Genomic DNA, 24,655 nt, shown 5'->3' with positions numbered 1-24,655 from the left:
CTAAAGCTAGGACGTTGCTATACGTTTGCCAGGAAAAACTGACAAATTGCGCACTATATGAGAAGGAATATTCCGAAACCGATCGCCGCGGCCCAAACCAGCATCGGGATTGACCAGAGATGGAAGCGCCACCAGATGCGGCGATCGTTGGCCATGCGCAGGGCAATCAGGTTGGCCAGCGAGCCGGGCAGCAGCCCAAACCCGCCGATATTCACCGCCCAGGCCAGCAGCGTGTCCGGCGGAACATAGTTGAGCAGCAGAATGGTGGAAGGCACGTTGCTGATAAACTGCGACAGGCCAATCGCCGTCAGCCACAGTCCCGGCTGAGACAGCGTGCTGACGCTGTGGAGCACGTTTTGCAGCACCGGAAGCTGAATAAGCAGATGCACATCAATAAACATCACCATAAAGACCAGCAGCAGCGTCCAGTCCACGCTGACCAGCACGCGTCGCGCGAGGACGACAAAGCCCGCGGCGACAAGCAACACGCCCGCCACCTCATACTTCAGCTCCAGCGCGAACAGAAAGACGATGTATAACCCGAGGCAGCTCCAGACCAGACGCGGCTGCCACTGCGGGCCCGTGGTGCCGCTGTGGTACTGCAGTTTTTTATCCGGAAACGCAAACCAGCAGACCGCCAGCAGCGACAGCATCATCACCAGCGCCAGCGGCGCCATCTGCCAGGTAAAAGCGGCGAACGACAGCCCGGAACGGCCCCAGAGGAGGATATTTTGCGGGTTACCGATGGGCGTTAACAGAGAACCGGCATTAACGGCGAGCGCTTCGAAGATGATCAGCCGGCTTACCGGGATCTCGCAAAGCTTACGCAGCGTGAGGGTGAGGGGCACGATGATAAACAGCGCCACGTCGTTGGTCAGAAACGTCGACAGCACCGCGGCGGAGAACACCATAAACAGGGACAACCTGCGCTCGGTGGCAAAGCGGCGCACCATTTTACGGCCCAGAACGTCAAAATAGCCGCTCAGCTCAACCCCTTTGGTGAGCATCATCAGGCCGCTCAGGGTAATGATGGTGCGCCAGTCAATGGCAGCGGGCCAGGCCTGCGGCGCAAACGGCACAAAGAGGCTTAACCCTGCGCCAATGAGTAATAAGAGATGGAAGAAACGATCGCGTGCCAGGGCCTGCAGTCCAGGGATTTTCATTCAGCGGAGGGACCATATTTAAGGGTAAATTCGCGAAACTTCACCAGCGTCTCTTCGCTGACGTGGTGTTCCATGCCTTCCGCATCCCGGCGGGCAATCTCCGGGCTGACGCCCAGCACCAGTAAAAAATTCTCGACAAGCTGGTGGCGCTCGCGGCTCTCCTGCGCGAGTTTCTCCCCTTCCGGCGTCAGAAAGACCCCGCGCCAGGGGATCATTTCAATTAGGCCCACGGAGGCGAGACGTTTTAACATTTTTGCGACAGTTGGCTGCGATACCCCCAGCCTGGCGGCCATATCGACCTGACGCGCTTCCCCGACCTCACGAATCAGATCGGAAATGAGTTCAACATAATCATCAATCAGTTCACGCCGGTGCGCTTCACGGACCTGGCGAAAACCTTCGACATGCTCTTCAACATTCACCAGTTGCGTCGTTTTTTTAATGGTTGGCTTACCTGCGCGACGGTTCATTGTACTTCCTCAGTGGGGTGACGCTTCCAGCGCCCGGTATCGAGAGCGCACATTGTAAACCATCCCTCCACAAGCACAAAAAATTAACGAAATAGCCATAGCTATACAATATAGCCTGTGCTATATCTGTATGTAATGCAGTCACCCTTCACGGATCGAAGGGATCAAAAATCAGGAGGTCTTATGAACGAATTCAAGAGGTGCATGACCGTGTTTACCCACTCCCCCTTTAAAGTGCGCTTAATGCTGCTGAACATGCTGTGCGATATGTTTAACGGCAAACCGCATCAGGATGATAAACCTTCCCACTAAGCGGCGTTGCGGTACGCCGCTTCATTTTCCCGTCACAATCTCGCTCTAAACTGGCTTCCAGCCGCCCTATTCCCGATCTTTTTTACGGATTTGCAATCCCCTTCGCAAAACATCTGCTTAGCAACTGTTGATATTATTTAGCGCTCGCACTATCTTCTTGCAGCCCTGCACAATTTGCGGCTCGCTGAAGCGGACCCTCATTCCCTCTCCACGCACTGTCAGGCAGGTTATGACCCTTGACGCCAGGGTGAGCACATGGCGTTTTCATCCATGATAGTGACCTATGAATGTAACCCTGATAGATACCGTTGTGACCCGCAGCCGGGCCTTAAGCCCGTGGACGGGTTTTTACTTTTTGCAGTCATTACTGATTAACTTTGCGCTGGGTTATCCCTTTAGTCTGCTCTACGCGGTGGCCTTCACCTGCATTCTGCATGTGCTATGGCGCGCCGCCCCGCGCGCGCAAAAAGCGTTAATCGGCATCTGTTCGCTGGTTGCGGCACTCTATTTCCCGTTTGGTCAGGCGTACGGCTCGCCAAACTTTAATACCCTGCTGGCGCTGCACTCGACCAATATGGAAGAGTCGACGGAGATCCTGACGATCTTCCCGTGGTACAGCTACGTGGTCGGGCTCTTTATCTTCGCATTGGGCGTTATCGCCATCCGTCGTCAGCCGGGCGAGAAAAAATCCTGGGGTAAGATCGACATACTCTGTCTGGTGTTCAGCATTGCCGTGGCGTTTGTCGCCCCCATCCAGAACATTCCCTGGGACGGTAAGCTAAGACTTATTAACATCGGCTATCCGGTTTTCCGCTTCGTGAAAGACGTCGTTGTTAACAATAAAGAGGTTCTCGACGAACAGGCCCGCATGGCTGAGCTTTCCAATATGAAAGACACCTGGAACGTGCTGGCCGTGAAGCCGAAATATCACACCTATGTAGTGGTGATTGGTGAAAGCGCGCGTCGCGATGCAATGGGCGCGTTTGGCGGCCACTGGGATAACACCCCGTTTGCGAGTTCGGTCAAAGGCACCCTGTTTACCGATTATGTCGCGGCCAGCGGCTCGACGCAGAAATCACTCGGTCTGACCCTTAACCGGGTGGTGGATGGCAAACCGCAGTATCAGGATAATTTCGTCACCCTGGCAAACCGCGCGGGTTTTCAGACGTGGTGGTTCTCTAATCAGGGGCAAATTGGCGAATACGATACGGCGATTGCCAGCATCGCCAAACGGGCTGACGAAGTGCAGTTCCTGAAAAATGGCGACTTTGAAGCTGACAAAAACACTAAAGACGAAGCGCTGCTGAAAATGACGGCGCAGGTCTTCGCCACCCCGCGCACCCAGCCGCAGCTGATCGTTCTGCACCTCATGGGGTCGCACCCACAGGCCTGCGATCGGACAGGCGGAAAGTACGCGGAGTTTGTGCAGTCCAAAGAGACTTCCTGCTATCTCTACACCATGACGCAAACCGACGACCTGCTGAGCAAGCTGTACGATCAGCTGCGCAATACGGGCGACAGCTTCTCCATGGTCTATTTCTCGGATCACGGGCTGGCGTTTAAAGAGCGCGGTAAAGAGGTGCAGTATCTGGCGCACGATGACAAGTTCCAGCAGAACTTCCAGGTGCCGTTTATGGTGCTGTCGAGTGACGATAAAACGCATCGCGTCATTAAAGCACGCCGTTCAGCAAATGATTTCCTGCAGTTTTTCTCGCAGTGGACGGGGATTACCGCCGGGCAGATAAAAAATGTTTATCCGTTTGTCTCTAACAAGAAAGCTCCCCCAGTGTACGTTACCAACTTCAAGTTACAGAAAGTTGACTACAACCATCTGGGTACGGATATTTTTGATATTAAGAGTAAGTAGCAGTCTGATGCCCTCACCCTGGTCCTCTCCTACAGGGCTGAGGCCTGCACGGACGACTCCCTCTCCTTTGAGGGAGAGGGATGGGGTGAGGGGGAACATACGGCTCTGGTGGTCATTCCGTTCACTTTATGTTCCTTGTTACTCTGTAACGACATCACCGGTGAACGTGCCAGGGTGGCTCAGTCGCCACCACCCTGGCGACCCGGGCTCCCGGCGGTAAATCGCCGCTTCGCGGTACCCTCAGCTTATTCCTTCAGGCTATCGGGTCGGGCATGAGCCTGCATCCCTGCAGGCCACGCCCTCTCGGCGCATCCCTGCGCCTCGCCCCGGCCTTACGGAAACGCTTCGGCGATTTACAGCCGGACCATAGCATCGCTGAAGGTTAATCATTTCACTTCAAAACCTGAATCGCTTCTGGTTTAAAGTTACCAGGGACCTTTCCCCACAGCGGGAGGGAACAAAATAAAAAAAAATCCGCCACAGTGGGCGGATTTTTTATTTAATCACCGAAGTGATTAGAAGCGGTAACCTACGCCCGCGATCCAGGTGCCAACGTCAACGTTGCGGATACGGCTCTGCTCATAGGAGAAGTCCAGAGCAACGTCCTGGATTGGGTTGAACTGCAGGCCTGCGCCATAGGAGAAGCCGTAGTCGCTGTTGCTTGCAGTGCGGTTCAGACCTTCGTTTTCGGTCTGCTGGAATTTACCGTAGCCAACACCTACAACACCGTAGATGCTTGCCCAGTCGTTCAGACGGTAAGCTGGGCCCGCGGTGATACCGTAGTACTGGCCTTTGTTGTATGCGCCGTTTTCAGAACGATCTTTCTCGGTGTAGGTGAAAGAACCGATCACGCCCAGTGGGTTGTTATCCTGCTCGTAACGATACTTCAGGTTGAAACCGTTAGCTTTGTTCATCACGCCCTGATAGTCGCTCTGAGCGTAACCACCAGTAACAGTAGAAGTAGCAGCTACAGCGGTACCTGCGGAAACAGCCAGTACAGCGGCCAGTGCTGAAAGACATGCAATTTTTTTCATAACCACCTCAAATGTGATCCAAGTAAGTCCGTAAGTTTTAAATATATCAAAAAAATTTGCGAAACTCTTTGTGATTCGTGATGTCTAATGAAACCTTTCCTGTAACAGAACGTTTCCAGCATCAGCTATCTCTTTCAAATCACATGCAATTTTCACTACTAAATGCGCATAGTGCGCGTCTGCGCAGTTACATTCATCCAGATTATTCCTAATCTGACAGGCGATAAATCCACCAGCGCTTAACCATTTTACGGATTTCACCTGTTTTTTTTTCAACAGTACCTCAACCGTAGCCGCATATTTCCTTTACACTGCAACCTTTACCTCATTTGACATAAGCTGACAGGAGAAAGGATGCCTGGGTTATCCCGCACGTCGTCGGTCTGGTTGCCGGTAGCCGTCATACTCATTGCCATGTTGTCCATTCAAAGCGGCGCCTCGCTGGCAAAATCGCTTTTTCCGCTGGTTGGCGCGCCCGGGGTGACCGCCCTGCGTATTGTGCTGGGCACGGCAATACTGGTGGTCATTTTTAAACCGTGGCGTCTGCGCTTCAAAAAGGAGCAGCGTTTACCGCTGCTGTTTTATGGACTCTCCCTGGGGGCAATGAACTACCTGTTCTACCTCTCCATCCAGACGATACCGCTGGGTATTGCCGTCGCGCTGGAGTTTACCGGCCCGCTGGCGGTGGCGCTGTTCTCCTCCCGACGTCCGGTCGATTTTATCTGGGTCGTGTTAGCCGTACTGGGCTTATGGTTCCTGCTGCCGTTGGGCCAGAGCGTTTCTGAGATTGATCTGACGGGCGCAGCGCTGGCGCTGGGCGCAGGTGCCTGCTGGGCTGTCTATATCCTCACCGGCCAGCGCGCAGGGGAAGAGCACGGTCCGGCGACCGTCGCGTTGGGCTCCCTGATTGCGGCCATCGTGTTTGTGCCCATCGGTATGGCGCAGGCGACAGAGTCTATCTGGCAATGGTCCGTCATGCCCATCGGTCTGGCGGTCGCGATTCTCTCTACCGCACTCCCCTATTCTCTGGAGATGATTGCGCTGACGCGTCTGCCGACACGCATATTTGGCACCCTGATGAGTATGGAGCCTGCGCTTGCCGCGATTTCCGGGATGGTGTTTCTCGGCGAAACCCTGACATTGACCCAGACGCTGGCGCTCTGCTCGATTATCGCGGCATCAATGGGCTCGACGCTTACCATGCGCCCGGAGCCAAAAGTTGAGAAAGTGGATATCAACTAAGGCCATATATTCTGCATGGCTTCCACGCCATGCAGAATAAAGGCCAGAAACACAGGCGTTATAATTTCTTACACACTCACTCCTGCCAGCAAAATATTCCTCTGCGTTAACTTCCCCATTCAGCAATTAAGATTGATCTGTATCAATTTATAAATTATTCAATACTTTCAATAAATTAAATTCTCAACCTCCTTCTCGCTATTAAACCGATAGGCACAGCCAAACCGCAGAGAAAAAATCCGGTGCTATACTTAGTTCCGTAATTACCTGGGACATAAACATCAAGAGGATATGAGATTATGAGTACCGCTAAACTGGTGAAAACGAAAGCGTCTAATCTGCTTTATACCCGTAACGATGTATCGGACAGCGACAAAAAAGCGACCATTGAGTTGCTGAATCGCCAGGTGATCCAGTTCATCGATCTTTCGCTGATCACCAAACAGGCCCACTGGAATATGCGCGGTGCAAACTTTATTGCCGTTCATGAAATGCTGGATGGCTTCCGCACAGCACTGGTTACCCACCTCGATACGATGGCTGAACGTGCCGTTCAGTTAGGCGGCGTGGCGCTGGGTACCACACAGGTGATCAACAGCAAAACCCCGCTGAAAAGCTATCCGCTGGATATCCACACCGTTCAGGATCACCTGAAAGAGCTGGCGGACCGCTATGCGATTGTGGCGAACGATGTGCGCAAAGCGATTAGCGAAGCGAAAGACGAAGATACCGCAGACATCTTCACCGCCGCGTCCCGCGATCTGGATCAGTTCCTGTGGTTCATCGAATCTAACATCGAATAATTCATACGAATTTTCTATCAAACCCTCGCCCTTCGGTGAGGGTTTTGCACATCTATGGTGCACGTTTTTTGCCTGAGAACGTGCAAAAGTGAAGAAATTGTAATAATCACCTCACACAACCGTTAACGGAAGATTGTTTTTTCGTCAGAATTTACGCTAAATATCTCCCCGTCAGTTGAGCCAAACGAAGCGCACCAAAACAGTGCCCCACTTTGGTGCAATAAGACCTCATTGCCCCATTTATTGTGCAATGCATGACATCATCCCCTTTGCAAAACAATAGCTTGTAAAGTTGGCACGATTTTTTCATTGTGCCAGCTGTTCTCGCAGGGGATCGCCCCGTGGATATAAAAGGAAATGCTATGAAGTCTGTATTAAAAGTTTCACTGGCTGCACTTACCCTGACTTTTGCGGTGTCCTCTCAGGCTGCCGACAAACTGGTTGTGGCGACCGACACGGCGTTCGTTCCGTTTGAATTCAAACAGGGTGATAAATACGTTGGTTTCGATGTGGATCTGTGGGCCGCCGTCGCAAAAGAACTCAAACTGGATTACACCCTGAAGCCGATGGACTTCAGCGGCATCATCCCGGCACTGCAAACCAAGAACGTTGATCTGGCGCTGGCGGGTATCACCATTACCGACGAACGTAAAAAAGCGATCGACTTCTCTGATGGCTACTACAAAAGCGGCCTGCTGGTGATGGTCAAAGCCGATAATAACGACGTAAAAAGCGTGAAAGATCTCGACGGCAAAGTGGTGGCAGTGAAGAGCGGCACCGGTTCGGTTGATTACGCGAAAGCCAATATCAAAACCAAAGACCTGCGTCAGTTCCCGAACATCGACAACGCGTACATGGAACTCGGCACCAACCGTGCTGACGCTGTTCTGCACGACACGCCTAACATCCTGTACTTCATCAAGACAGCCGGTAACGGCAAGTTCAAGGCCGTTGGCGAGTCTCTGGAAGCCCAGCAGTACGGTATCGCGTTCCCGAAAGGCAGCGACGACCTGCGCACGAAAGTTAACGGCGCGCTGAAAACGCTGAAAGAGAACGGCACCTATAACGAAATCTACAAAAAATGGTTCGGTACCGAGCCTAAATAATTTCACCTGAATTCAGGTTTGTAACGCCCGGTGGCGCTGCCGCTTACCGGGCCTACGTTTTTCGTTTTTCACCACGGTATACAGGAATACATCATGCAGTTTGACTGGAGCGCCATCTGGCCTGCCATTCCACTCTTGCTTGAAGGCGCTAAAATGACCCTGTGGATTTCGGTCCTGGGTCTGGTTGGCGGGTTGATTATCGGTCTTGTCGCCGGTTTCGCCCGTACCTACGGTGGCTGGATTGCAAACCACATCGCACTGGTTTTCATCGAAGTGATCCGCGGCACCCCCATTGTCGTGCAGGTCATGTTCATTTACTTCGCCCTGCCTATGGCATTCACTGACCTGCGCATCGACCCGTTCAGCGCAGCCGTCGTCACCATTATGATCAACTCAGGCGCCTACATTGCGGAAATCACCCGCGGTGCGGTGCTGTCGATTCATAAAGGTTTCAGTGAAGCCGGTCTGGCATTAGGCCTTTCGCGTCGCGAAACGATCCGCCACGTTATTCTGCCGCTGGCGCTGCGTCGCATGCTGCCACCGCTGGGTAACCAGTGGATCATCAGCATTAAAGATACGTCGCTGTTCATTGTTATCGGCGTGGCCGAACTGACCCGTCAGGGGCAGGAGATCATTGCTGGCAACTTCCGCGCGCTGGAAATCTGGAGTGCGGTGGCCGTGGTCTACCTGATCATTACTCTGGTTCTGAGCTTCGTTCTGCGTCGTCTTGAAAGAAGGATGAAAATCCTGTGATTGAATTTAAAAACGTTTCCAAGCACTTTGGTCCAACCCAGGTGCTGCACAATATCGATCTGAACATCCAACAGGGTGAAGTGGTGGTGATTATCGGGCCGTCCGGCTCCGGTAAGTCGACCCTGCTGCGCTGCATCAACAAGCTGGAAGAGATCACCAGCGGCGACCTGATTGTCGATGGCCTGAAGGTGAATGACCCGAAAGTGGATGACCGTCTGATTCGCCAGGAAGCCGGCATGGTGTTCCAGCAGTTCTACCTGTTCCCGCACCTGACGGCGCTGGAGAACGTGATGTTTGGCCCCCTGCGCGTGCGCGGTGCCAACAAAGCGGCGGCAGAAGCGCTGGCCAAAGATCTGCTGGCGAAAGTCGGCCTGGCTGAACGCGCGCACCACTACCCTTCCGAGCTGTCCGGTGGTCAACAGCAGCGCGTGGCAATTGCCCGCGCGCTGGCGGTCAAACCGAAACTGATGCTGTTTGATGAGCCTACCTCCGCACTCGACCCGGAGCTGCGTCACGAGGTGCTGAAGGTCATGCAGGATCTGGCGGAAGAAGGGATGACGATGGTTATCGTGACCCACGAAATCGGCTTCGCGGAGAAAGTGGCGTCCCGCCTGATCTTTATTGATAAAGGCCGTATCGCGGAAGACGGTAACCCGCAGGAATTGATTGCGAACCCGCCGAGCCCGCGTCTGCAGGAGTTCCTGCAGCACGTCTCCTGATCCCTCGCTTGACGCTAAAGCCGGGCTTGCCCGGCTTTTTTACGCCAGATTGTTCCCAAAAATCCCCCTCCGCGTCCCGACTTCTATACTTATCATTTTGTTCGACATTTTCACCGGAGGACGCCGTGCCGTGGATCCTGTTGCTGTTGATTAGCCTGTTTAGTGCGCCATCGTTCGCCGTCGCGATCCCCGGCGTGACCACCGGAACAACCGCCAGTCAGCAAAGTACACCCCCTCCTGAACCCGATGTCGAACAGAAAAAAGCCGCCTACAGCGCCCTCGCCGACGTCCTTGAGAACGACACCTCCCGGCAGGAACTCATCAGCCAGCTGCGGAAAGTGGCCGCCACGCCGCCGCAGGAGCCAGTGCCTGTCATCACCCCTCCCCAGGTGGAGGAACAAAAAACGGTGCTGGAAAATGTCACCGACGTGAGCCGACACTATGGGGAAGCGCTCTCCTCGCGCTTTGCTCAGCTCTACCGCAACCTGATTGGCTCACCGCATAAGCCGTTTAACCCACAAACGTTTACCGCCGCCGCCACGCAGTTCCTGATGCTGGCCGGTGCAGTATTCCTTTTTTACTGGCTGGTGCGCCTGTGCGCGTGGCCGCTGTACCGCAAAATGGGGCAATGGGGACGCAGAAAGAATCAGCAGAAAAGCAGCTGGCTGCACCTGCCGTTGATGATAGCCTCAGCGTTTATCATTGATTTACTGCTGCTGGCCCTGACGCTGTTCTTAGGCCAGATGCTGGCCGACAGGCTGAACGCGGGCAACAAAACTATCGCCTTCCAGCAGTCGCTTTTCCTGAATGCCTTTGCCCTGATTGAGTTCTTCAAGGCGCTGCTGCGGCTACTCTTTTGTCCCCACGTGCCGGCGCTGCGTCCTTTCGCCATCCGGGATGAAACGGCGAAGTACTGGGCGCTGCGCCTGAGCGTGCTCAGCGGGCTGATTGGCTACGGTCTGCTGGTTGCCGTGCCGATCATCTCCAACCAGGTGAACGTCCAGTTTGGCGCGCTGGCAAACGTCATTATCATGCTCTGCATTACCGTCTGGTCGCTGTATCTGATCTTCCACAATAAAAAGACCATCACTGAGAGCCTGTTGCATCTGGCCGATCGTTCCCTCTCGTTCTTCAGCCTGTTTATTCGCGCATTCGCCCTGGTGTGGCACTGGCTGGCAAGCGCCTACTTCATCGTATTGTGCTTCTTCTCGCTGTTCGACCCGGGCAATAGCCTGAAATTTATGATGGGGGCAACATTCAAAAGCCTGGCGATTATCGGCATTGCGGCGTTTGTGTCGGGGCTGCTGTCGCGCTGGATCTCGAAAACCATCACCCTGTCGCCGCAGGTACAGCGTAATTACCCGGAACTGCAAAAACGGGTAAACGGCTGGATGTCGGTATCGCTGAAGGTGGCGCGCATCCTCACCGTCTGCGTGGCGATTATGCTGCTCCTGAATGCGTGGAGCCTGTTTGATTTCTGGAACTGGCTGCACAACGGTGCGGGTGAGAAAACGGTCGACATCCTGATTCGCATCGCGTTGATTTTGTTCTTCTCTGCCGTCGGCTGGACGCTGCTGGCGAGCCTTATCGAGAACCGTCTGGTGTCGGATATCCACGGCCGTCCCCTGCCCAGCGCGCGGGCAAGAACGCTGTTAACCCTGTTCCGCAACGCGCTGGCGGTCATTATCAGTACCATCACCATCATGATTGTGCTGTCGGAAATCGGGGTGAATATCGCCCCGTTGCTGGCCGGTGCCGGTGCCCTGGGGCTGGCGATCTCCTTCGGGTCGCAAACGCTGGTGAAGGATATTATTACCGGCATCTTTATCCAGTTTGAGAACGGGATGAACACGGGCGATCTGGTGACCATCGGGCCGTTAACCGGCACTGTTGAGAGGATGTCGATTCGCTCGGTGGGCGTGCGTCAGGATACCGGGGCGTACCACATCATCCCCTGGTCTTCGATCACCACCTTTGCCAACTTTGTGCGCGGCATTGGTTCCGTGGTGGCGAACTACGATGTGGACCGTCATGAGGATGCCGATAAAGCGAAGCAGGCGCTGCGCGATGCGGTAGAAGAGCTGATGCAGATGGAAGATATTCGCGGGCTGGTGATTGGCGAGCCGTCATTTGCCGGCATTGTCGGGCTGACGAACACGGCCTTTACCCTGCGCGTGTCGTTCACCACCCAGCCGCTGAAGCAGTGGACGGTGCGCTTTGCGCTCGACAGCATGGTGAAAAAGCACTTCGATCTGGCGAACGTGCGGATGCCGGTACAGACGTATCAGGTCCTGCCGCCGCCCGCAGCGCCGCTCCCTCCGCAGGAGCCGACGCTGTAGCCGGGTTGCCGGGTGGCGGCTTCGCCTGACCCGGCCTGCGACGCAGCGCTATTTGCGGCGTTTGTTATTGTCCATAAACGTCCAGGCAATAAAGCGGCTTTGCTTCTGGCCCTGCGCCATCTCCTTTTTCACCACTTTTACGGCACCCGCTTCGGTGAGCGCGCGGTAGAGTGGCGGCAGGTTATCTCCGCGGGAAACCAGCGTCGTGAACCACTTCACCTGACGACCAAACTGTTTGCTTTCCGCAATCATGCGCAGGATAAACGCCACTTCGCCGCCTTCACACCATAATTCCTGCTGCTGACCGCCGAAGTTCAGCGCGGCATCTTCCGCCTGACCCAGGTTACGGCGCTTGCGCTCGCTGCCCGCACGGGCCGCGGCCGCCGAATCATGGAACGGCGGGTTGCACATCGTGGCGTCATAGCTTTCATTTTTGTGAATGATACCGTTGAAGATCGACGCCGCCTCTTTCTGACGACGCAGGCGAATGGCGCGGCTTAACCCAGGGTTCGCGCTAATAATCGCCTGGGCGCTGGCAAAGGCCTCGGCACCGATTTCGCTTCCGGTAAAGCGCCAGTGGTATTCATGCGCGCCGATCAGCGGGTAAATCAGATTCGCCCCGGTGCCAATATCCAGAATGGTGGCCTGCTCTGGAACAACGCCCTCATTACCTTCGGCAAGAAGGTCGGCAAGGTGATGCACGTAATCCGCGCGGCCCGGCACAGGTGGACAGAGAAAGCCTTCGGGAATATCCCAGTTCGCCACACCGTAATAGTGTGCAAGCAGCGCTTTGTTCAACATTTTAACCGCCTGGGGGTCAGCAAAGTTGACCGAAGGTTCACCCGCGGGGGTCTGGACAATGTAGTCCTGCAGCGGCGGGCAGCTCAGGCATAACGCATTCATGTCGTAGCGGCTGCGGTGGCGATTTCGTGGGTGCAATCCCGGCTTTTGGGAAGTCATGGCGTTCTCCTTTAAACAGCGGCGTAAGATACCCTTTGCTGGCCCAACGGTAAATCTTTCTCTGCATCGATTAAAAATTCGACATAAATCAAACACCTTTATGTCTATGATCTGTCAGCGAAATGTCAACTGATGTTGTTCAAAAAATAAGCAGATCATCATCAAATATTTGCGCTAAGTCACACTCCTCCGGCTTCTAAACTTAAGGGGAATCACCTGTTGTTTCCTCATGAGGATGTGATTATGAAAAAGTATCTGACCCTTGCTGTTATCGCTGCCGCCCTGGCGACTGCGTCATTCTCTGCGATGGCCGTTCAGTCGCTGACCCCGAGTACCGACACCAGCCAGCTTCGGCCTGCGGGCACCGTCTCGGTAAGCCGTGCCAGCAACCTTGACGATCTCCAGTCTAAACTTGCCGAAAAAGCCCGTCAGGAAGGTGCAAAAGGCTTCGTGGTGAATTCCGCTGGCGGCGATAACCATATGTACGGCACAGCGACCATTTATAAATAATCAGCTTTTTTCCCCAGACTGCATCTGTCCACCGGATGCAGTTCTCTTCCCCTCGCCTTGACTGTTCGTTTTTTAACCCCATATTAAAAGCAGGGCTGAACCAATATCAGGAGGACATAATGGCTTCCGGCTGGGCAAATGATGATGCCGTTAACGACCAGATCAACAGTACAATTGAAGATGCGGTAGCGCGTGCTCGCGGTGAAATTCCGCGCGGCGAAAGCTTAACTGAATGCGAAGAGTGTGGAGACCCTATTCCCGAGGCGCGCCGAAAAGCCATCCCCGGCGTAAGGTTTTGCATCACCTGCCAGCAGCATAAAGATTCGAAAAACTCATCGCACTCGGGATATAATCGCAGAGGTTCGAAAGACAGCCAGTTACGTTGACTTTCCTTTACCTAAGTTAACCGCACAGGCCCTTACCTTTACGCTCACGATTTTTAGCGAACCGCGTAGCAAAATGTGCCCTTCATCTTTCTTCTGTAAAGCGCATCAACAAGAAGTGTAAATCGCCAGTTTGAATTTATTAATATTCAATAAGTTATTTGTCATTCAATTTTTTTGAGCAACCACGTCAATTCTCTTCGATTTTATCCCTCGCAAAAAACCGTGATACTTATCACATCGACGGAACATCGTCCCCTTAACAGAAACACCTGCGAGAGATTAATTATGAAAACCATCAAATATGCTGTAGCTGCTGTTGCCCTGTCCGCTCTGTCCTTCGGCGCTTTCGCCGTAGAGCCAGTATCTTCAACTCAGGCACAGAACATGAATAAAGTCGGTGTGGTAAGTGCTGATGGCGCGACCACGCTGGACGGTCTGGAAGCCAAACTGGCTGAGAAAGCGGCTGCTGCCGGTGCAAGCGGATACACCATTACCTCCGCTAACGGCAATAACAAGCTGAGCGGTACCGCGGTTATCTACAAATAATCGCCTGAACGAATGCTGTCCCCTCGCCAAACCCTCTGGTGAGCTGCTCCAACCCTCATTGACCCTGTTGTTTGTTACCCTTGCTTGCCCGTCCGCCACTGGACGGGCTTTTTTTTTAGTTAAAAAGACTGCGCCACGCGCGCCAGACCGTCCTCTATCGAGTCCACCTCACCCGTCGCCAGCAGACAGCAGGCCATCTGCAGCTTAATAGACTGCGGCACAGGCACGTTTCCGGCGAGGCACTGTTCAATCCAGTGCGCGGTGGTGTGCGGGTCTTTCGCTTCAGGGAGAATGACGTCCGTATTCTCTTCCCCGCGCGCCAGAACAGCGCGCGTACCGGCAGAATCGATCAGCATCAGCTGAGGGCAGCGCAGTGGATTGGCATACACCTCACCTTCTGTACCGTGCATCAGCAGCGCCCTGCCGCCAATCTCCTCAAAAAATTTCCCGACACGCCCCACGTATTCCGGGTGCGATACGCTGGAAAGGCGCAATGCGGCATCTTCTGCAAACGGCGTCGCCAGCTTCGCCAGGGTGTGGGCGCTGTTGCGCACGCCCATCCGCCAGCGCATATCCAGCTGCTTTTCCAGCGGCGGGCACAGGGCTCCGACGGGGATGTAAACCGGCTGATGGCCATCCAGCTTCGCCTGCGCCTGTCCTGCATGACGCGTTGGCTCAATCCCCAACATGCCGAAAATGGTCTCCGTCAACACGCGGGTGGGATCTTCGCTGACCCCGTGAACCACCACCGGGAACCCCAGCTTATGCAATAAGATCGCCAGCAGCGGAGTGAGGTTTGCCTGCTTGCGCGCGCCGTTATAGCTCGGAATGACAATCGGCATCGGTTTTGCCACCGGCGGCGTCAGGCGCAGCGTTTGTGCCTGCATCGCCTCGTAAAAACCGCGCATCTCCGCTTCGCCTTCGCCTTTGATACGCAGCGCAATCAGGATGCCGCCCATCTCCAGGTCAGGTACCTCGCCATCGAGCATTCGAGTATACAGGGCGCGAGCAGTTTCATGGTCCAGATCGCGGGCGTGGTTTTTGCCCCTGCCTACCTCTTTGATAATCTTGCGATAATCCACGACATCTCTCCTGAAAATATCCTTCTGGTAACAATATAGCCCTGTTAAACGTTCGGACGTTAGTTTTTTTCTCAATCATCAACGTTCTGTTTTTAAGGATAAAAATGAAACTCAAGCATTATTTCAATTATTTGTGATTCCCGCAGAAGATTCTTAATGCACCATTATTTGTTTAAATAACCAGCGGAAAGTCATTAAGGGTCAACGGTGAAAACGTCCAGGCAACGCTCTCACCAGAAACATATCAGGATTTGTTATGAACAAGGTTGCTTTAGGTTTAATCATCGCCGCAGCGGTGGGATGTTCTGCATCCACGTTTGCGGCAACAAACGGTGAAGGTCAGATCAATTTCACCGGTGAAATTATCGATTCTGCTTGTCAGGTCGTGAATGGATTAAGTAATCCATTAAATGTTCAGCTGGGAAAAGTGTCTAAAACGGTATTTACCGGTGCTGGCTCTACCAGCACATTAACGAAGTTTGATATTCAGTTAACGAATTGTCCTGACACGGTCACCTCCGCAGCCATTAATTTCGGCGGTACGCCAGATGCGAATAACAACGCTACGCTGGCCTTAACGCCAGATAGCGATGCGGCGACCGGTGTGGCAATTCAACTGGTTGATGCCTCAGAGCAGCCTGTCAGCCTGTATACGCCATCGCAGCAGTATCAATTAACCTCCGGTACGGCGGTTAACGATCTGGAATTTGGTGCCCGTTATATCCAAACCGGCGCTGCGATCACCGCAGGCCCTGCTAACTCTGTATCGACCTTCACCGTTATTTATAACTGATCTTATCAATCCTGAGATATTAATGCTTTTGCGGGCATTAATATCTCATCTATTTATTGAGAAATCTGTATGCGCCACGGTTATTTACTGAGCACGCTTTTACTGGTAGCCGCCACTGCACATGCGGGCGTCATTATTAATGGCACCCGTCTGGTCTACCAGGGAGATAAAAAGGAATCATCTCTTGGTCTTTCAAATCCAGATGCGACGGATTATCTGGTGCAGTCCTGGGTTGATTCCGGCGGTAAAAACCTGGCCAAAGCCCCATTCCTCATCACCCCGCCGCTTTTCCGTCTGGATGCGAAAGAAGATAACGTTCTGCGCGTGGTACGTACGGGCGGAAATTTGCCTGAAGACAGGGAATCCCTGTACTGGTTGAATATTAAAGCGATCCCTTCCTCAAAGCAGGTGGAAGGCGTGAATACGCTGCAAATTGCGATTAATACCCGTATTAAATTGCTGTATCGCCCGTCTGCGGTAAAAGGCAGACCAGAAGACGTGGCCGATAAGCTTGAATGGCGTCGCGAAGGTAACGAGCTGGTGGTGAATAACCCCACGCCGTTTTATATGAATTTCCAGGCGGTCACCCTGAATGGTCAGAAAGTGACGAAAGCGACCTGGGCCGTTCCAAAAACAGAAACGCATTTTGCCATACCGGGTAATGTCAGAGGCTCGAACGTGACGTATTCCATTATTACTGATTACGGCAGCATCAGCCATACCTGGTCGAAATCCGTTCATTAATACTTTTCCCCGGTAATAAAATAATCATGTACAGCCATAAAAAGCCGTTCACCTGCCGATTTTCGTCATTGCTGGTCATTCTTTTTGGCCTGGCGATGGCGATCTTTGCGCATCAGGTTATGGCTGATGATTATTTTAACCCTGCCCTGCTGGATATTGATAATCCCCAGCAGGGAAAAACCGATTTATCCGTCTATGAAAAAGGCCCAGGTCAGGCGCCGGGTAAATATCAGGTTACGGTGTTTATCAATAATAATAAAATTGATACCCGCGATGTCACCTTTACGCTGCAGAAAGACGATCACGGCAACAGCACGCTGCAACCTTGCTTTAACGTGGACGATTTAAAAAGCCTCGGGATCAAGACCCAAAAATATCCGCAGCTGAAAGCCAAAGGCCAGTGCGCCGATTTACACGCCATCCCTGCGGCATCCGCGACCTTCCGCGTTCGCAACCAGCAACTGCTGCTGAGCATTCCCCAGTCGGCGCTCGGTCAGGTGCCTCGCGGCTACATTGACCCAAAAGAGTTTGACGAAGGAATTAACGCGGGCCTGCTTAACTACAGTGCAAATGCCAGCCAAAGCCATGCGCGCCAGCCGGGTGAACAGGATAACAGCAGCCAGTACGTTAACCTGCGTCCGGGTTTGAACATTGGCGCATGGCGCATTCGCAACTATTCCACCTGGAATCGCAGCACCACGGGTAACGAGGAGGACCAAAAATTCACCTCCGTATATACCTACGCGCAACGCGATATGGTGGCGATGAAAAGCGACCTCACCGTCGGCCAGAGTTCCTCGCCTTCCGACGTTTTTGACAGCGTACCCTACACCGGCGTGGAGCTGAAATCCGATAACGACATGCTGCCGGACAGTGAAAAAGGCTACGCCCCCATTATTCGCGGAACCGCCCACAGTAACGCGCAGGTGGTGGTACGCCAGAACGGTTACATCATTTATCAGAACACGGTCGCCCCCGGCGCGTTCGAAATTAACGATCTCTACCCCACCGGCAGCAGCGGCGATCTTCAGGTCACCGTGAAAGAGACCGACGGCAGCGAAAGCCATTTCGTCGTGCCGTTTGCCTCCGTGCCGGTATTGCAGCGTGAAAAAAATCTGCGCTACAGCGTGACTGCCGGACGCTACCGTTCTTATGACAACGACGTCGAGAAGACCCCGTTTGCCCAGGGCAGCGCCATCTACGGTTTACCCTACGGTTTCACCGCCTACGGTGGCGTGCAGCAGAGCAGCCATTACCAGTCTCAGGCGGCTGGCGTCGGGAAAAACATGGGCGATTTAGGCGCCTTTTCCATTGACGTGACCCGCGCAAAGGCCCTGTTGAAAAAACAGCAGGCCAGCAAAGGCCAGTCGTGGCGCGTGCGCTATAGCAAAGACATCGCCCGGTCAGGCACCAACTTCTCGCTGGCCGGCTATCGCTATAACAGCAAAGGGTTTTACACCCTTGAAGACACCATGGAGTCATATACCCGCTCCGACGACTGGTCTGCACCGCAGCAGCGCCGCGCCCGAACCGAAGCCACCATCGACCAGACGCTGCCGGAAGGCTGGGGATCCGTCACCCTGAGCATGGTGAAAGAGACGTACTGGAGTCAGAGCCAGAACATGACCTCGATGAGCGTCAGCTACAACAATAGCTGGCACGGGGTGAGCTACAGCCTCAGCTACAGCATGAACAAAAACACCCAGGACAGCGATGAAGACGGTAACGAGGTGACAAACGACAACCAGTTCTCGCTGAGCGTCTCGGTGCCGCTGGACCGCTGGATGCATAACACCTGGGCCACCTACAACCTGAACAACACCAAAGACGGCACGACGCAGAACATCGGCCTGAACGGCACGGCGCTGAAAGAGGACAACCTGAACTGGAACATCCAGGAAGGGCTGAGCAGCACCGGCAGCGGTAACTCCACCAGCATCAACGCCGATTATAAAGCGACCTATGGCGAAGTGAGCGCAGGCGTCAGTCAGGATAAATATCAGCAGACCGTGAACGTCGGTTTGCAGGGCGGCGTGGTTGCCCATGCGAACGGAATAACCCTGAGCCAGCCGCTCGGTGACACCATCGCGCTGGTGAAAGCGCCGGGCACGCACGGAACCCATATCACGAACCAGACGGGCGTCGAGACCGACTTCCGCGGCTACACCGTCGTGCCGTTTGTTACCGCGTATCGCCACAACACCATCGCGCTGGATACCGAAACGCTACCGGACAACGCCGACGTCACCCACGCGGCGCAGATCGTGACGCCAACCCGCGGGGCCGTGGTGCGCGCCAGCTTTAACACCCGCGTGGGTAACCGCGTCCTGATGACGCTTACGCAAAAGGGTAAACCGCTGCCCTTCGGCGCAACGGTCACCACCGAGGATAAGGACAGCGAATTTATTGTCGGGAATGACGGCCAGACCTACCTCTCTGGTCTGCCGCAGCAAGGGCATCTCAACGTTTCCTGGGGACAGGGGACGAACGAGCACTGCGTCGCTGACTATGCGCTAACGGATGAGAAAGAGAAAACCAGCATCATTAACGCTGCCGCGCAGTGTCACTGATCCACCGTTCAGGCTAACGATTATGCAAATGATTAAACAGTGCTTTTTCTTACTGGTTCTGGGAACCGCCGCGTTATTTATGCCGCATGCGAAGGCGACCTGTACTACGCCAGACCTGCCGAAAATGATCAACGTGGCCTCTATCTCCGTTCCCACGACGCTGGCCGTTGGCGAAACGATCCCGGGTACAGAGCAAATCGCCCATATCGCCGGTAATTGTGACAATGCGGAAGATAAGGGGCTGGAAATTGTCTCTTGTTACTACGGCACTGGGGCTGAGATTCCAGGCCTGAAAGGTGTCTACGATTCGGGAGTTCCTGGGATCGGTGTGGCCCTGATGAACGATCAGGGGCAACGCATCAGCGGAGCCGGAGGCGTTAACTGCATTTCCACAGGAACGCCGTTGGGTTATGTTTCCAGCGATGGCAAACAGACCTTTAATTTCGACGTTACGCTGGAGTTTGTCAAAACCAGCGATACCGTAGCGTCAGGCACGCTGAATCAAAGTCAGACCCGTTTTGGGATCGGGGTTTATCACCACGAAGGGCTGGGCGATCCCAACACCATCTCCTATGCTGGCAACGTTATTCTGAAAGAGGTCACCTGCTCCGTCCTGCCGAAAAACCTGACGGTCAATCTGGGGGATTTCCCGGTCAGCGATTTTATCAGCGTGGGGATGCTCTCTTCTCCGGCACGAAACTTTGACGTCACGGTGAACTGCAACAGCACCGTACAGCCTGAAGTGAAAATTACCAGCTCAAACGGCTATGAAACGGCCTTCGAAGGGGTGCTGAAACTCACGCAGCAGACTGGCGTCGCGACGGGCGTCGGTGTCCGAATGCTGTTCGACGACAATATCGCCACCTTTGATACCTACGTTAACACCCGAAGCGAAGCCATTGCCAACGAAACGCTGACCATACCGTTTGAGGTGCGCTACGAGCAGGTCAGCGACGTGGTCACTCCCGGTCCGGCCAACACCGTTGCCACCATCACGCTTGCTTATAAGTAACTGACATGAAGAAGATAATTGCGTTTATGGCGCTGGGGCTGATCGCCCAGGCACACGCCGAGGATATTCAGATCCAGATGACGGGCAACATTTACGCCAATACCTGCATCATCGACAGCGCCAGCCGGAACCTGACGGTGGATTTAGGTCAGGCGGCATCCGGTGATTTTAAAGACGTGGGCGATACCGGCGAGTGGAAAGACTTTTCCCTGTCAGTATCCCACTGCCCGCCAAGCCTCGCGCTTGCCACCGCCTACTTCTATGGACAGGCGGACAGCACGCACCCCACTAAATTCGCCAATATCGGCAGCGCAAAGGGGCTGGCGCTGGAGCTGGCAGACCGGCAGGACAATATTCTCATCGCTCCGCAGGCGAGCTTTAACGCGGTGATTAATCAAAACGATCACACGGCCACCTTCCCACTCGCCGCACGCTACTATGCCACCTCCATGCCGGTGAGCGCGGGGACGTTCAGCAGCGTGGTGCAGGTGACCTTCACTTACCAGTAGGACCGCGCCCCTTAGCACGGATGCTTTTCCTGCGCCCGGCGGTCAGTGTTGCCGGGCGTTTTTTTACCTCGGGGACCTCTGGCTGTTCAATCGGAAAGATCGGCAGCGCGTTTAACAACCGTTGGCCGTAATTTTTAGTGAGCAGACGCTTGTCATAAATCACCACCTCCCCCCAGCAGCCGTGGCTACGGATCAGACGCCCGACCTGCTGAATAAGGTTAAACGACGCGGCAGGTAAACTCTGCACCTCAAACGGATAGCGGTTGAGGCTCTTCAGCCACTCGCCCTCGGTGATAACGACCGGGCTGTCGATGGGCGGGAAGGCAATTTTATGAATATGCACCTGCGTCAGGTAATCGCCCTTCAAATCCAGACCTTCCGCGAAGGACTGCAATCCCACCAGCACGCTGCGCTCGCCGTTATCGATGCGCTTGCGATGGGTTTCCACCAGCCGGTAACGGGGCTGGTCGCCCTGGACCAGCAGAAGCAGGCGCAGGTCGGTCACATGTTCCAGAAAACGCTGCATCGCCCGTCCGCTGGCAAACAGCACCAGCATACCGGGGTACTTTCTGCTCTCAACCTGTTCGCGGAAGTAGGCCGCCATTTCAGCAATGTGCTGCTCTTCGTTGTCGATAAGCGGCTCATACTTCATGCGCGGGATCACCAGCTTCCCCTGCTCGCAGTGGTTAAACGGCGAATCCAGCGCGACAAAACGATCGCCCGCTTTCTCTTTCAGGCCGCTCATCTCCTGCAGCCGCGAGAAGCTGTTCAGGGAGCGCAGCGTGGCGGAGGTCACGACCACGTGCGGCACGCTGCGCCAGATGAGCTTTTCCAGCTGATCGGCCACGCGGATGCCCACGCAGTGGAAAAACAGGTGGACCTGGCCGTCGCGCACTTCACGCGTGGCCCATTTGGTGACCGGCGCGCCCGACGCCTGCGCCATCGAGGCCAGCCGCCAGAGCTTGCTCTGGGCTTCGAACATGCCGAGCGCACGGTTCATCTGCAGCAGAATGCGGTGCAGGCGAACAACGTCATGGGTGCCGGTTTTCTCGCTGAGATCGTTTAAGAACATCTCCGCCAGCCCGCGCAGCTTTTCCAGATGCTTCGCCAGCTGCTGGCAAATCTCCATCACCTCGTCCGGCAGTTCGCCCATCGCAAAGCGGTGTTCCGCCTCCTGGGCTGCGGGAAGATAAAGATTCAGGATGTTGTTCAGAGACGAGATAAGGCTGTAAACCTCTTCGCAGTGGTCGCTCAGACGCTCCGGCACCGCCAGCGGCGGCGTGGTTTTCGGGCGAAACTGCTCCATGCAGGTGGCGACAAGCTTGCAGAAGAGATCCAGCTGCAGGCGGAACCAGGGCGCGGTAATTTCTGCGCTCATCTCCAGCGCGTCGCGCGCCACGTCGGGCAGATGGTGGCCTTCGTCGAGCACCAGCAGCAGGTTTTTCGGCTCCGGCAGCACCGCTTCGCTCTCCAGCGCCGCCATCACCAGCGCGTGGTTAGCCACCACCACTTCGGCTTCCTGAATTTCGCGCCGCGCGACGAAGAACGGGCATTCGCGGTAGTAGTGACAGTTGCGGTTCAGACAGCTGGCCTTGTCGGTGCTGAGCCTGCGCCACAGATCGTCGCTGATGGCTTTATCGGTGTGATCGCGCAGGCCGTCCCATTTATAGCCATCAAGATCGCCTTTCAGCGTTGCGCAGAGCTCCTGCTCGGCTTTGTTGTTGGGCGTGAGATCGTCGTCGAGGAACGCCAGCAGATCCTGTTGCGACGCCTCGCTGCTGGCAAGCCCTGCCAGGTTACGCGGGCAGACGTAGCGCCCGCGGCCAAAGGCGGCCGTAAACCGCAGGTCGGGGATGATTTTGCGCAGCAGGGGCAAATCTTTGCTGAAGATCTGGTCCTGCAAGGCCACGTTGGCGGTGCTGACCACCAGCGTTTTGTCCTCCTCCCGCGCGATGGCGATGCCGGGAATGAGATACGACAGGGTTTTCCCGACGCCGGTCGGGGCTTCAATCGCCAGATGTCGCCCGTCGTCCCCGGCGAGCGTTTTTGCCACGTCGGCAATCATCTGCCGCTGCGGCGCTCGGGGGATAAAATCGGGGATCTGCTGCTGTAGCGCCTTATACCAGGCGCCTATTTGCGCTTTCAGCGCCGCGGTTAAAGCCATTAGAAAACCTGAAATACTGTATAAACAGCCACTATTGTGGCACTTTCTCTTCGCTGCCGCAAAAAGAAAAGCCCGGCTTTACGACCGGGCTTCCAGATTACTGCGGGTTAGCAGGCTTGCGCGGGCGGCGTCGGCGCTGCCCTTCCCCTGCCGGCTTGCCTTCGCCGCTGCGCCACGGATTGTCACCGGCCGGTTTGCTGTCGTTGCTACGACGCGGCGGTTTGCCCGCTGTCTTCGGCGCGCCACCTTCAGCACGGCGCGGCTGCTGGCCGCGACCACCGCCGCCCTGACCGCGACCGCCCTGACGACCGTTCTGAATCGGCTCGGCTTTGATCGACGGATCCACTTCATAGCCCGGGGTTTCGATGCGCGGGATCTCTTTCTTCAGCAGGCGTTCGATGTCGCGCAGCAGCTTGTGCTCGTCCACGCACACCAGAGAGAGCGCTTCACCGGTGGCCGCCGCACGACCGGTACGGCCGATACGGTGCACGTAGTCTTCCGGCACGTTTGGCAGCTCGTAGTTCACCACGTGCGGCAGCTCTTCAATGTCGAGGCCACGGGCGGCGATGTCGGTCGCCACCAGCACGCGGATGTCGCCAGACTTGAAGTCCGCCAGCGCACGGGTACGCGCGCCCTGGCTCTTGTTGCCGTGGATCGCCGCGCTGCGGATGCCGTCTTTGTTCAGCTGTTCCGCCAGGTGGTTCGCGCCGTGCTTGGTGCGGGTAAAGACCAGCACCTGCTGCCAGTTACCCTGACCGATCATCTGGGAGAGCAGTTCCCGCTTGCGCTTTTTATCCACAAAGTGAACGTGCTGCGTCACCTGCTCAGAGGCGGTGTTGCGGCGCGCCACTTCCACTTCCAGCGGGTTATGCAGCAGCTTTTCCGCCAGCGCCTTGATCTCGTCGGAGAAGGTCGCGGAGAAGAGCAGATTCTGACGACGCGGCGGCAGCTTGGCCAGCACGCGACGAATGTCGTGAATAAAGCCCATGTCGAGCATGCGGTCGGCTTCGTCCAGTACCAGAATTTCGATGTTATCCAGCTTCACCGCGTTCTGGTGTTCCAGATCCAGCAGACGGCCCGGCGTTGCCACCAGCACGTCCACGCCGCCGCGCAGCTTCATCATCTGCGGGTTGATGCTGACCCCGCCGAACACCACCAGCGAGCGAATGTTGAGATAGCGGCTGTAGTCACGCACGTTCTCACCAATCTGCGCGGCCAGCTCGCGGGTTGGGGTGAGGATCAGCGCACGAACCGGACGACGGCCTTTTGCGTGCGGCTGATTTTTTACCAGCAGTTCTAACAGCGGCAGCGTAAAGCCCGCGGTTTTACCGGTGCCGGTCTGGGCGCTGGCCATCAGGTCACGGCCCTGAAGAACGGCAGGAATAGCCTGTTGCTGGATTGGGGTTGGCTCAACGTAGCCCTGCTCTGCGATCGCGCGCAGAATTTCCGGGTTCAGGCCAAGGGAATCAAAAGACATAAAAACTCCGAACCGCCCCGACCATCACAGGTGTAGTTTTCAGGGAGATATAACAATTGAGAGGACAAAAACCACAATGTCGCGAAGGGGCGGA

The 24,655-nt window shown here is 55.1% G+C and carries 23 protein-coding genes; 16 read left to right on the top strand and 7 right to left on the bottom strand.

What is annotated here, in order from left to right:
- Positions 1–53: 53 nt before the first annotated feature.
- Together ACOTXF_RS06505 and mntR are read right to left on the bottom strand one after the other, a co-directional pair.
- Positions 54–1,163, bottom strand: coding sequence for an anion transporter (locus ACOTXF_RS06505; protein ID WP_021240969.1), 1,110 nt, complete (start codon positions 1,161–1,163; stop codon positions 54–56).
- The gene (gene mntR / locus ACOTXF_RS06500; RefSeq protein WP_008501176.1) at positions 1,160–1,633 is read right to left on the bottom strand and encodes a manganese-binding transcriptional regulator MntR; all 474 of its coding nucleotides are present in this window, start codon (positions 1,631–1,633) and stop codon (positions 1,160–1,162) included. Before mntR ends, ACOTXF_RS06505 begins: the two co-directional genes overlap by 4 nt.
- A gap of 183 nt (positions 1,634–1,816) precedes the next feature.
- On the opposite strand from mntR, the gene mntS reads away from it, so the two are divergent.
- Positions 1,817–1,945, top strand: coding sequence for a manganase accumulation protein MntS (gene mntS, locus ACOTXF_RS06495; protein ID WP_008501175.1), 129 nt, complete (start codon positions 1,817–1,819; stop codon positions 1,943–1,945).
- A gap of 283 nt (positions 1,946–2,228) precedes the next feature.
- Complete coding sequence (locus ACOTXF_RS06490; protein WP_048961948.1) at positions 2,229–3,812, top strand: phosphoethanolamine transferase; 1,584 nt, start codon at positions 2,229–2,231, stop codon at positions 3,810–3,812.
- A gap of 515 nt (positions 3,813–4,327) precedes the next feature.
- Here the strand turns inward: ACOTXF_RS06490 and ompX are convergent.
- Positions 4,328–4,846 carry an outer membrane protein OmpX gene (ompX, locus tag ACOTXF_RS06485; protein ID WP_008501173.1) on the bottom strand — a complete coding sequence of 173 codons (519 nt, stop codon included), beginning with the start codon at positions 4,844–4,846 and terminating at the stop codon, positions 4,328–4,330.
- Between the two features lie 354 nt (positions 4,847–5,200).
- On the opposite strand from ompX, the gene rhtA reads away from it, so the two are divergent.
- From rhtA to ybiO, 6 genes are all read left to right on the top strand, one after another.
- Positions 5,201–6,088, top strand: coding sequence for a threonine/homoserine exporter RhtA (gene rhtA, locus ACOTXF_RS06480; protein WP_008501172.1), 888 nt, complete (start codon positions 5,201–5,203; stop codon positions 6,086–6,088).
- A 299-nt stretch (positions 6,089–6,387) separates the two neighbouring features.
- On the top strand, positions 6,388–6,891 hold the full coding sequence (gene dps, locus ACOTXF_RS06475) for a DNA starvation/stationary phase protection protein Dps (protein WP_008501171.1): 504 nt from the start codon (positions 6,388–6,390) through the stop codon (positions 6,889–6,891).
- A gap of 362 nt (positions 6,892–7,253) precedes the next feature.
- Positions 7,254–7,997 (top strand): glutamine ABC transporter substrate-binding protein GlnH, encoded by a 744-nt coding sequence (glnH, locus tag ACOTXF_RS06470; protein WP_048962133.1) that lies wholly within the window; start codon positions 7,254–7,256, stop codon positions 7,995–7,997.
- 93 nt (positions 7,998–8,090) lie between these two features.
- Entirely contained in the window at positions 8,091–8,750 is a 660-nt protein-coding gene (gene glnP, locus ACOTXF_RS06465; RefSeq protein WP_003858462.1) for a glutamine ABC transporter permease GlnP, read from the top strand.
- Positions 8,747–9,469 carry a glutamine ABC transporter ATP-binding protein GlnQ gene (gene glnQ, locus ACOTXF_RS06460; RefSeq protein WP_023292945.1) on the top strand — a complete coding sequence of 241 codons (723 nt, stop codon included), beginning with the start codon at positions 8,747–8,749 and terminating at the stop codon, positions 9,467–9,469. The genes glnP and glnQ overlap by 4 nt, the downstream gene beginning before the upstream one ends.
- A 125-nt stretch (positions 9,470–9,594) precedes the next feature.
- Positions 9,595–11,808, top strand: coding sequence for a mechanosensitive channel protein (gene ybiO / locus ACOTXF_RS06455; protein ID WP_048962135.1), 2,214 nt, complete (start codon positions 9,595–9,597; stop codon positions 11,806–11,808).
- Between the two features lie 48 nt (positions 11,809–11,856).
- On the opposite strand, the gene rlmF is transcribed toward ybiO, so the two are convergent.
- The gene (rlmF, locus tag ACOTXF_RS06450) at positions 11,857–12,768 is read right to left on the bottom strand and encodes a 23S rRNA (adenine(1618)-N(6))-methyltransferase RlmF (RefSeq protein ID WP_045909507.1); all 912 of its coding nucleotides are present in this window, start codon (positions 12,766–12,768) and stop codon (positions 11,857–11,859) included.
- A gap of 243 nt (positions 12,769–13,011) precedes the next feature.
- Between rlmF and mcbA the strand changes: the two genes are divergently transcribed.
- From mcbA to ybiJ, 3 genes are all read left to right on the top strand, one after another.
- Positions 13,012–13,278: a DUF1471 family periplasmic protein McbA gene (mcbA, locus tag ACOTXF_RS06445; RefSeq protein WP_045909506.1), complete on the top strand. Its 267-nt coding sequence runs from the start codon at positions 13,012–13,014 to the stop codon at positions 13,276–13,278.
- Between the two features lie 119 nt (positions 13,279–13,397).
- Positions 13,398–13,664, top strand: coding sequence for a DksA/TraR family C4-type zinc finger protein (locus ACOTXF_RS06440; protein ID WP_048962138.1), 267 nt, complete (start codon positions 13,398–13,400; stop codon positions 13,662–13,664).
- A 285-nt stretch (positions 13,665–13,949) separates the two neighbouring features.
- Positions 13,950–14,210: a DUF1471 family protein YbiJ gene (ybiJ, locus tag ACOTXF_RS06435; RefSeq protein ID WP_023310874.1), complete on the top strand. Its 261-nt coding sequence runs from the start codon at positions 13,950–13,952 to the stop codon at positions 14,208–14,210.
- Between the two features lie 119 nt (positions 14,211–14,329).
- Here ybiJ and ybiB read toward each other — a convergent pair whose 3' ends face one another.
- Positions 14,330–15,292: a DNA-binding protein YbiB gene (ybiB, locus tag ACOTXF_RS06430; RefSeq protein WP_048962139.1), complete on the bottom strand. Its 963-nt coding sequence runs from the start codon at positions 15,290–15,292 to the stop codon at positions 14,330–14,332.
- Positions 15,293–15,548: 256 nt separating this feature from the next.
- Between ybiB and ACOTXF_RS06425 the strand changes: the two genes are divergently transcribed.
- The 5 genes from ACOTXF_RS06425 (at position 15,549) to ACOTXF_RS06405 (ending at position 20,920) form a co-directional block, all read left to right on the top strand.
- Entirely contained in the window at positions 15,549–16,085 is a 537-nt protein-coding gene (locus tag ACOTXF_RS06425) for a fimbrial protein (RefSeq protein WP_021240980.1), read from the top strand.
- A gap of 69 nt (positions 16,086–16,154) precedes the next feature.
- Positions 16,155–16,829, top strand: coding sequence for a fimbrial biogenesis chaperone (locus tag ACOTXF_RS06420; RefSeq protein WP_008501161.1), 675 nt, complete (start codon positions 16,155–16,157; stop codon positions 16,827–16,829).
- A 26-nt stretch (positions 16,830–16,855) separates the two neighbouring features.
- On the top strand, positions 16,856–19,399 hold the full coding sequence (locus tag ACOTXF_RS06415) for a fimbria/pilus outer membrane usher protein (RefSeq protein WP_196343494.1): 2,544 nt from the start codon (positions 16,856–16,858) through the stop codon (positions 19,397–19,399).
- Positions 19,400–19,421: 22 nt separating this feature from the next.
- Positions 19,422–20,411 carry a fimbrial protein gene (locus ACOTXF_RS06410; protein ID WP_234115170.1) on the top strand — a complete coding sequence of 330 codons (990 nt, stop codon included), beginning with the start codon at positions 19,422–19,424 and terminating at the stop codon, positions 20,409–20,411.
- 5 nt (positions 20,412–20,416) lie between these two features.
- Complete coding sequence (locus tag ACOTXF_RS06405; RefSeq protein ID WP_048962143.1) at positions 20,417–20,920, top strand: fimbrial protein; 504 nt, start codon at positions 20,417–20,419, stop codon at positions 20,918–20,920.
- Here the strand turns inward: ACOTXF_RS06405 and dinG are convergent.
- Positions 20,907–23,084 carry an ATP-dependent DNA helicase DinG gene (gene dinG / locus ACOTXF_RS06400; RefSeq protein ID WP_023292953.1) on the bottom strand — a complete coding sequence of 726 codons (2,178 nt, stop codon included), beginning with the start codon at positions 23,082–23,084 and terminating at the stop codon, positions 20,907–20,909. The two genes, ACOTXF_RS06405 and dinG, sit on opposite strands and share 14 nt — an antisense overlap.
- 97 nt (positions 23,085–23,181) lie before the next feature.
- A complete protein-coding gene (gene rhlE, locus ACOTXF_RS06395; protein WP_023292954.1) occupies positions 23,182–24,561 on the bottom strand; it encodes an ATP-dependent RNA helicase RhlE in 1,380 nt (459 codons plus the stop codon).
- Between the last annotated feature and the right edge of the window lie 94 nt (positions 24,562–24,655).

Origin of the sequence: Enterobacter cloacae complex sp. IR53041 (assembly GCF_049238285.1) — a bacterium.
GTDB classification, from domain to species: domain Bacteria; phylum Pseudomonadota; class Gammaproteobacteria; order Enterobacterales; family Enterobacteriaceae; genus Enterobacter; species Enterobacter roggenkampii.
The sequence above is the reverse complement of the archived record's forward strand: the minus strand, read 5'-3'. Positions and strand labels throughout refer to the sequence as shown.

What these genes read in the sequence shown, in the direction of transcription:
- ACOTXF_RS06490 (WP_048961948.1), top strand. Translation starts at nt 2,229, where the DNA reads ATGAATGTAACCCTGATAGATACCGTTGTGACCCGCAGCCGGGCCTTA.
- glnP (WP_003858462.1), top strand. Translation starts at nt 8,091, where the DNA reads ATGCAGTTTGACTGGAGCGCCATCTGGCCTGCCATTCCACTCTTGCTT.
- ACOTXF_RS06505 (WP_021240969.1), bottom strand. Translation starts at nt 1,163, where the DNA reads ATGAAAATCCCTGGACTGCAGGCCCTGGCACGCGATCGTTTCTTCCAT.
- mntS (WP_008501175.1), top strand. Translation starts at nt 1,817, where the DNA reads ATGAACGAATTCAAGAGGTGCATGACCGTGTTTACCCACTCCCCCTTT.
- dinG (WP_023292953.1), bottom strand. Translation starts at nt 23,084, where the DNA reads ATGGCTTTAACCGCGGCGCTGAAAGCGCAAATAGGCGCCTGGTATAAG.
- ACOTXF_RS06410 (WP_234115170.1), top strand. Translation starts at nt 19,422, where the DNA reads ATGCAAATGATTAAACAGTGCTTTTTCTTACTGGTTCTGGGAACCGCC.
- glnH (WP_048962133.1), top strand. Translation starts at nt 7,254, where the DNA reads ATGAAGTCTGTATTAAAAGTTTCACTGGCTGCACTTACCCTGACTTTT.
- rhlE (WP_023292954.1), bottom strand. Translation starts at nt 24,561, where the DNA reads ATGTCTTTTGATTCCCTTGGCCTGAACCCGGAAATTCTGCGCGCGATC.
- ACOTXF_RS06425 (WP_021240980.1), top strand. Translation starts at nt 15,549, where the DNA reads ATGAACAAGGTTGCTTTAGGTTTAATCATCGCCGCAGCGGTGGGATGT.
- mntR (WP_008501176.1), bottom strand. Translation starts at nt 1,633, where the DNA reads ATGAACCGTCGCGCAGGTAAGCCAACCATTAAAAAAACGACGCAACTG.
- ACOTXF_RS06405 (WP_048962143.1), top strand. Translation starts at nt 20,417, where the DNA reads ATGAAGAAGATAATTGCGTTTATGGCGCTGGGGCTGATCGCCCAGGCA.
- mcbA (WP_045909506.1), top strand. Translation starts at nt 13,012, where the DNA reads ATGAAAAAGTATCTGACCCTTGCTGTTATCGCTGCCGCCCTGGCGACT.
- ACOTXF_RS06440 (WP_048962138.1), top strand. Translation starts at nt 13,398, where the DNA reads ATGGCTTCCGGCTGGGCAAATGATGATGCCGTTAACGACCAGATCAAC.
- ompX (WP_008501173.1), bottom strand. Translation starts at nt 4,846, where the DNA reads ATGAAAAAAATTGCATGTCTTTCAGCACTGGCCGCTGTACTGGCTGTT.
- ACOTXF_RS06420 (WP_008501161.1), top strand. Translation starts at nt 16,155, where the DNA reads ATGCGCCACGGTTATTTACTGAGCACGCTTTTACTGGTAGCCGCCACT.
- ACOTXF_RS06415 (WP_196343494.1), top strand. Translation starts at nt 16,856, where the DNA reads ATGTACAGCCATAAAAAGCCGTTCACCTGCCGATTTTCGTCATTGCTG.
- ybiJ (WP_023310874.1), top strand. Translation starts at nt 13,950, where the DNA reads ATGAAAACCATCAAATATGCTGTAGCTGCTGTTGCCCTGTCCGCTCTG.
- rhtA (WP_008501172.1), top strand. Translation starts at nt 5,201, where the DNA reads ATGCCTGGGTTATCCCGCACGTCGTCGGTCTGGTTGCCGGTAGCCGTC.
- dps (WP_008501171.1), top strand. Translation starts at nt 6,388, where the DNA reads ATGAGTACCGCTAAACTGGTGAAAACGAAAGCGTCTAATCTGCTTTAT.
- rlmF (WP_045909507.1), bottom strand. Translation starts at nt 12,768, where the DNA reads ATGACTTCCCAAAAGCCGGGATTGCACCCACGAAATCGCCACCGCAGC.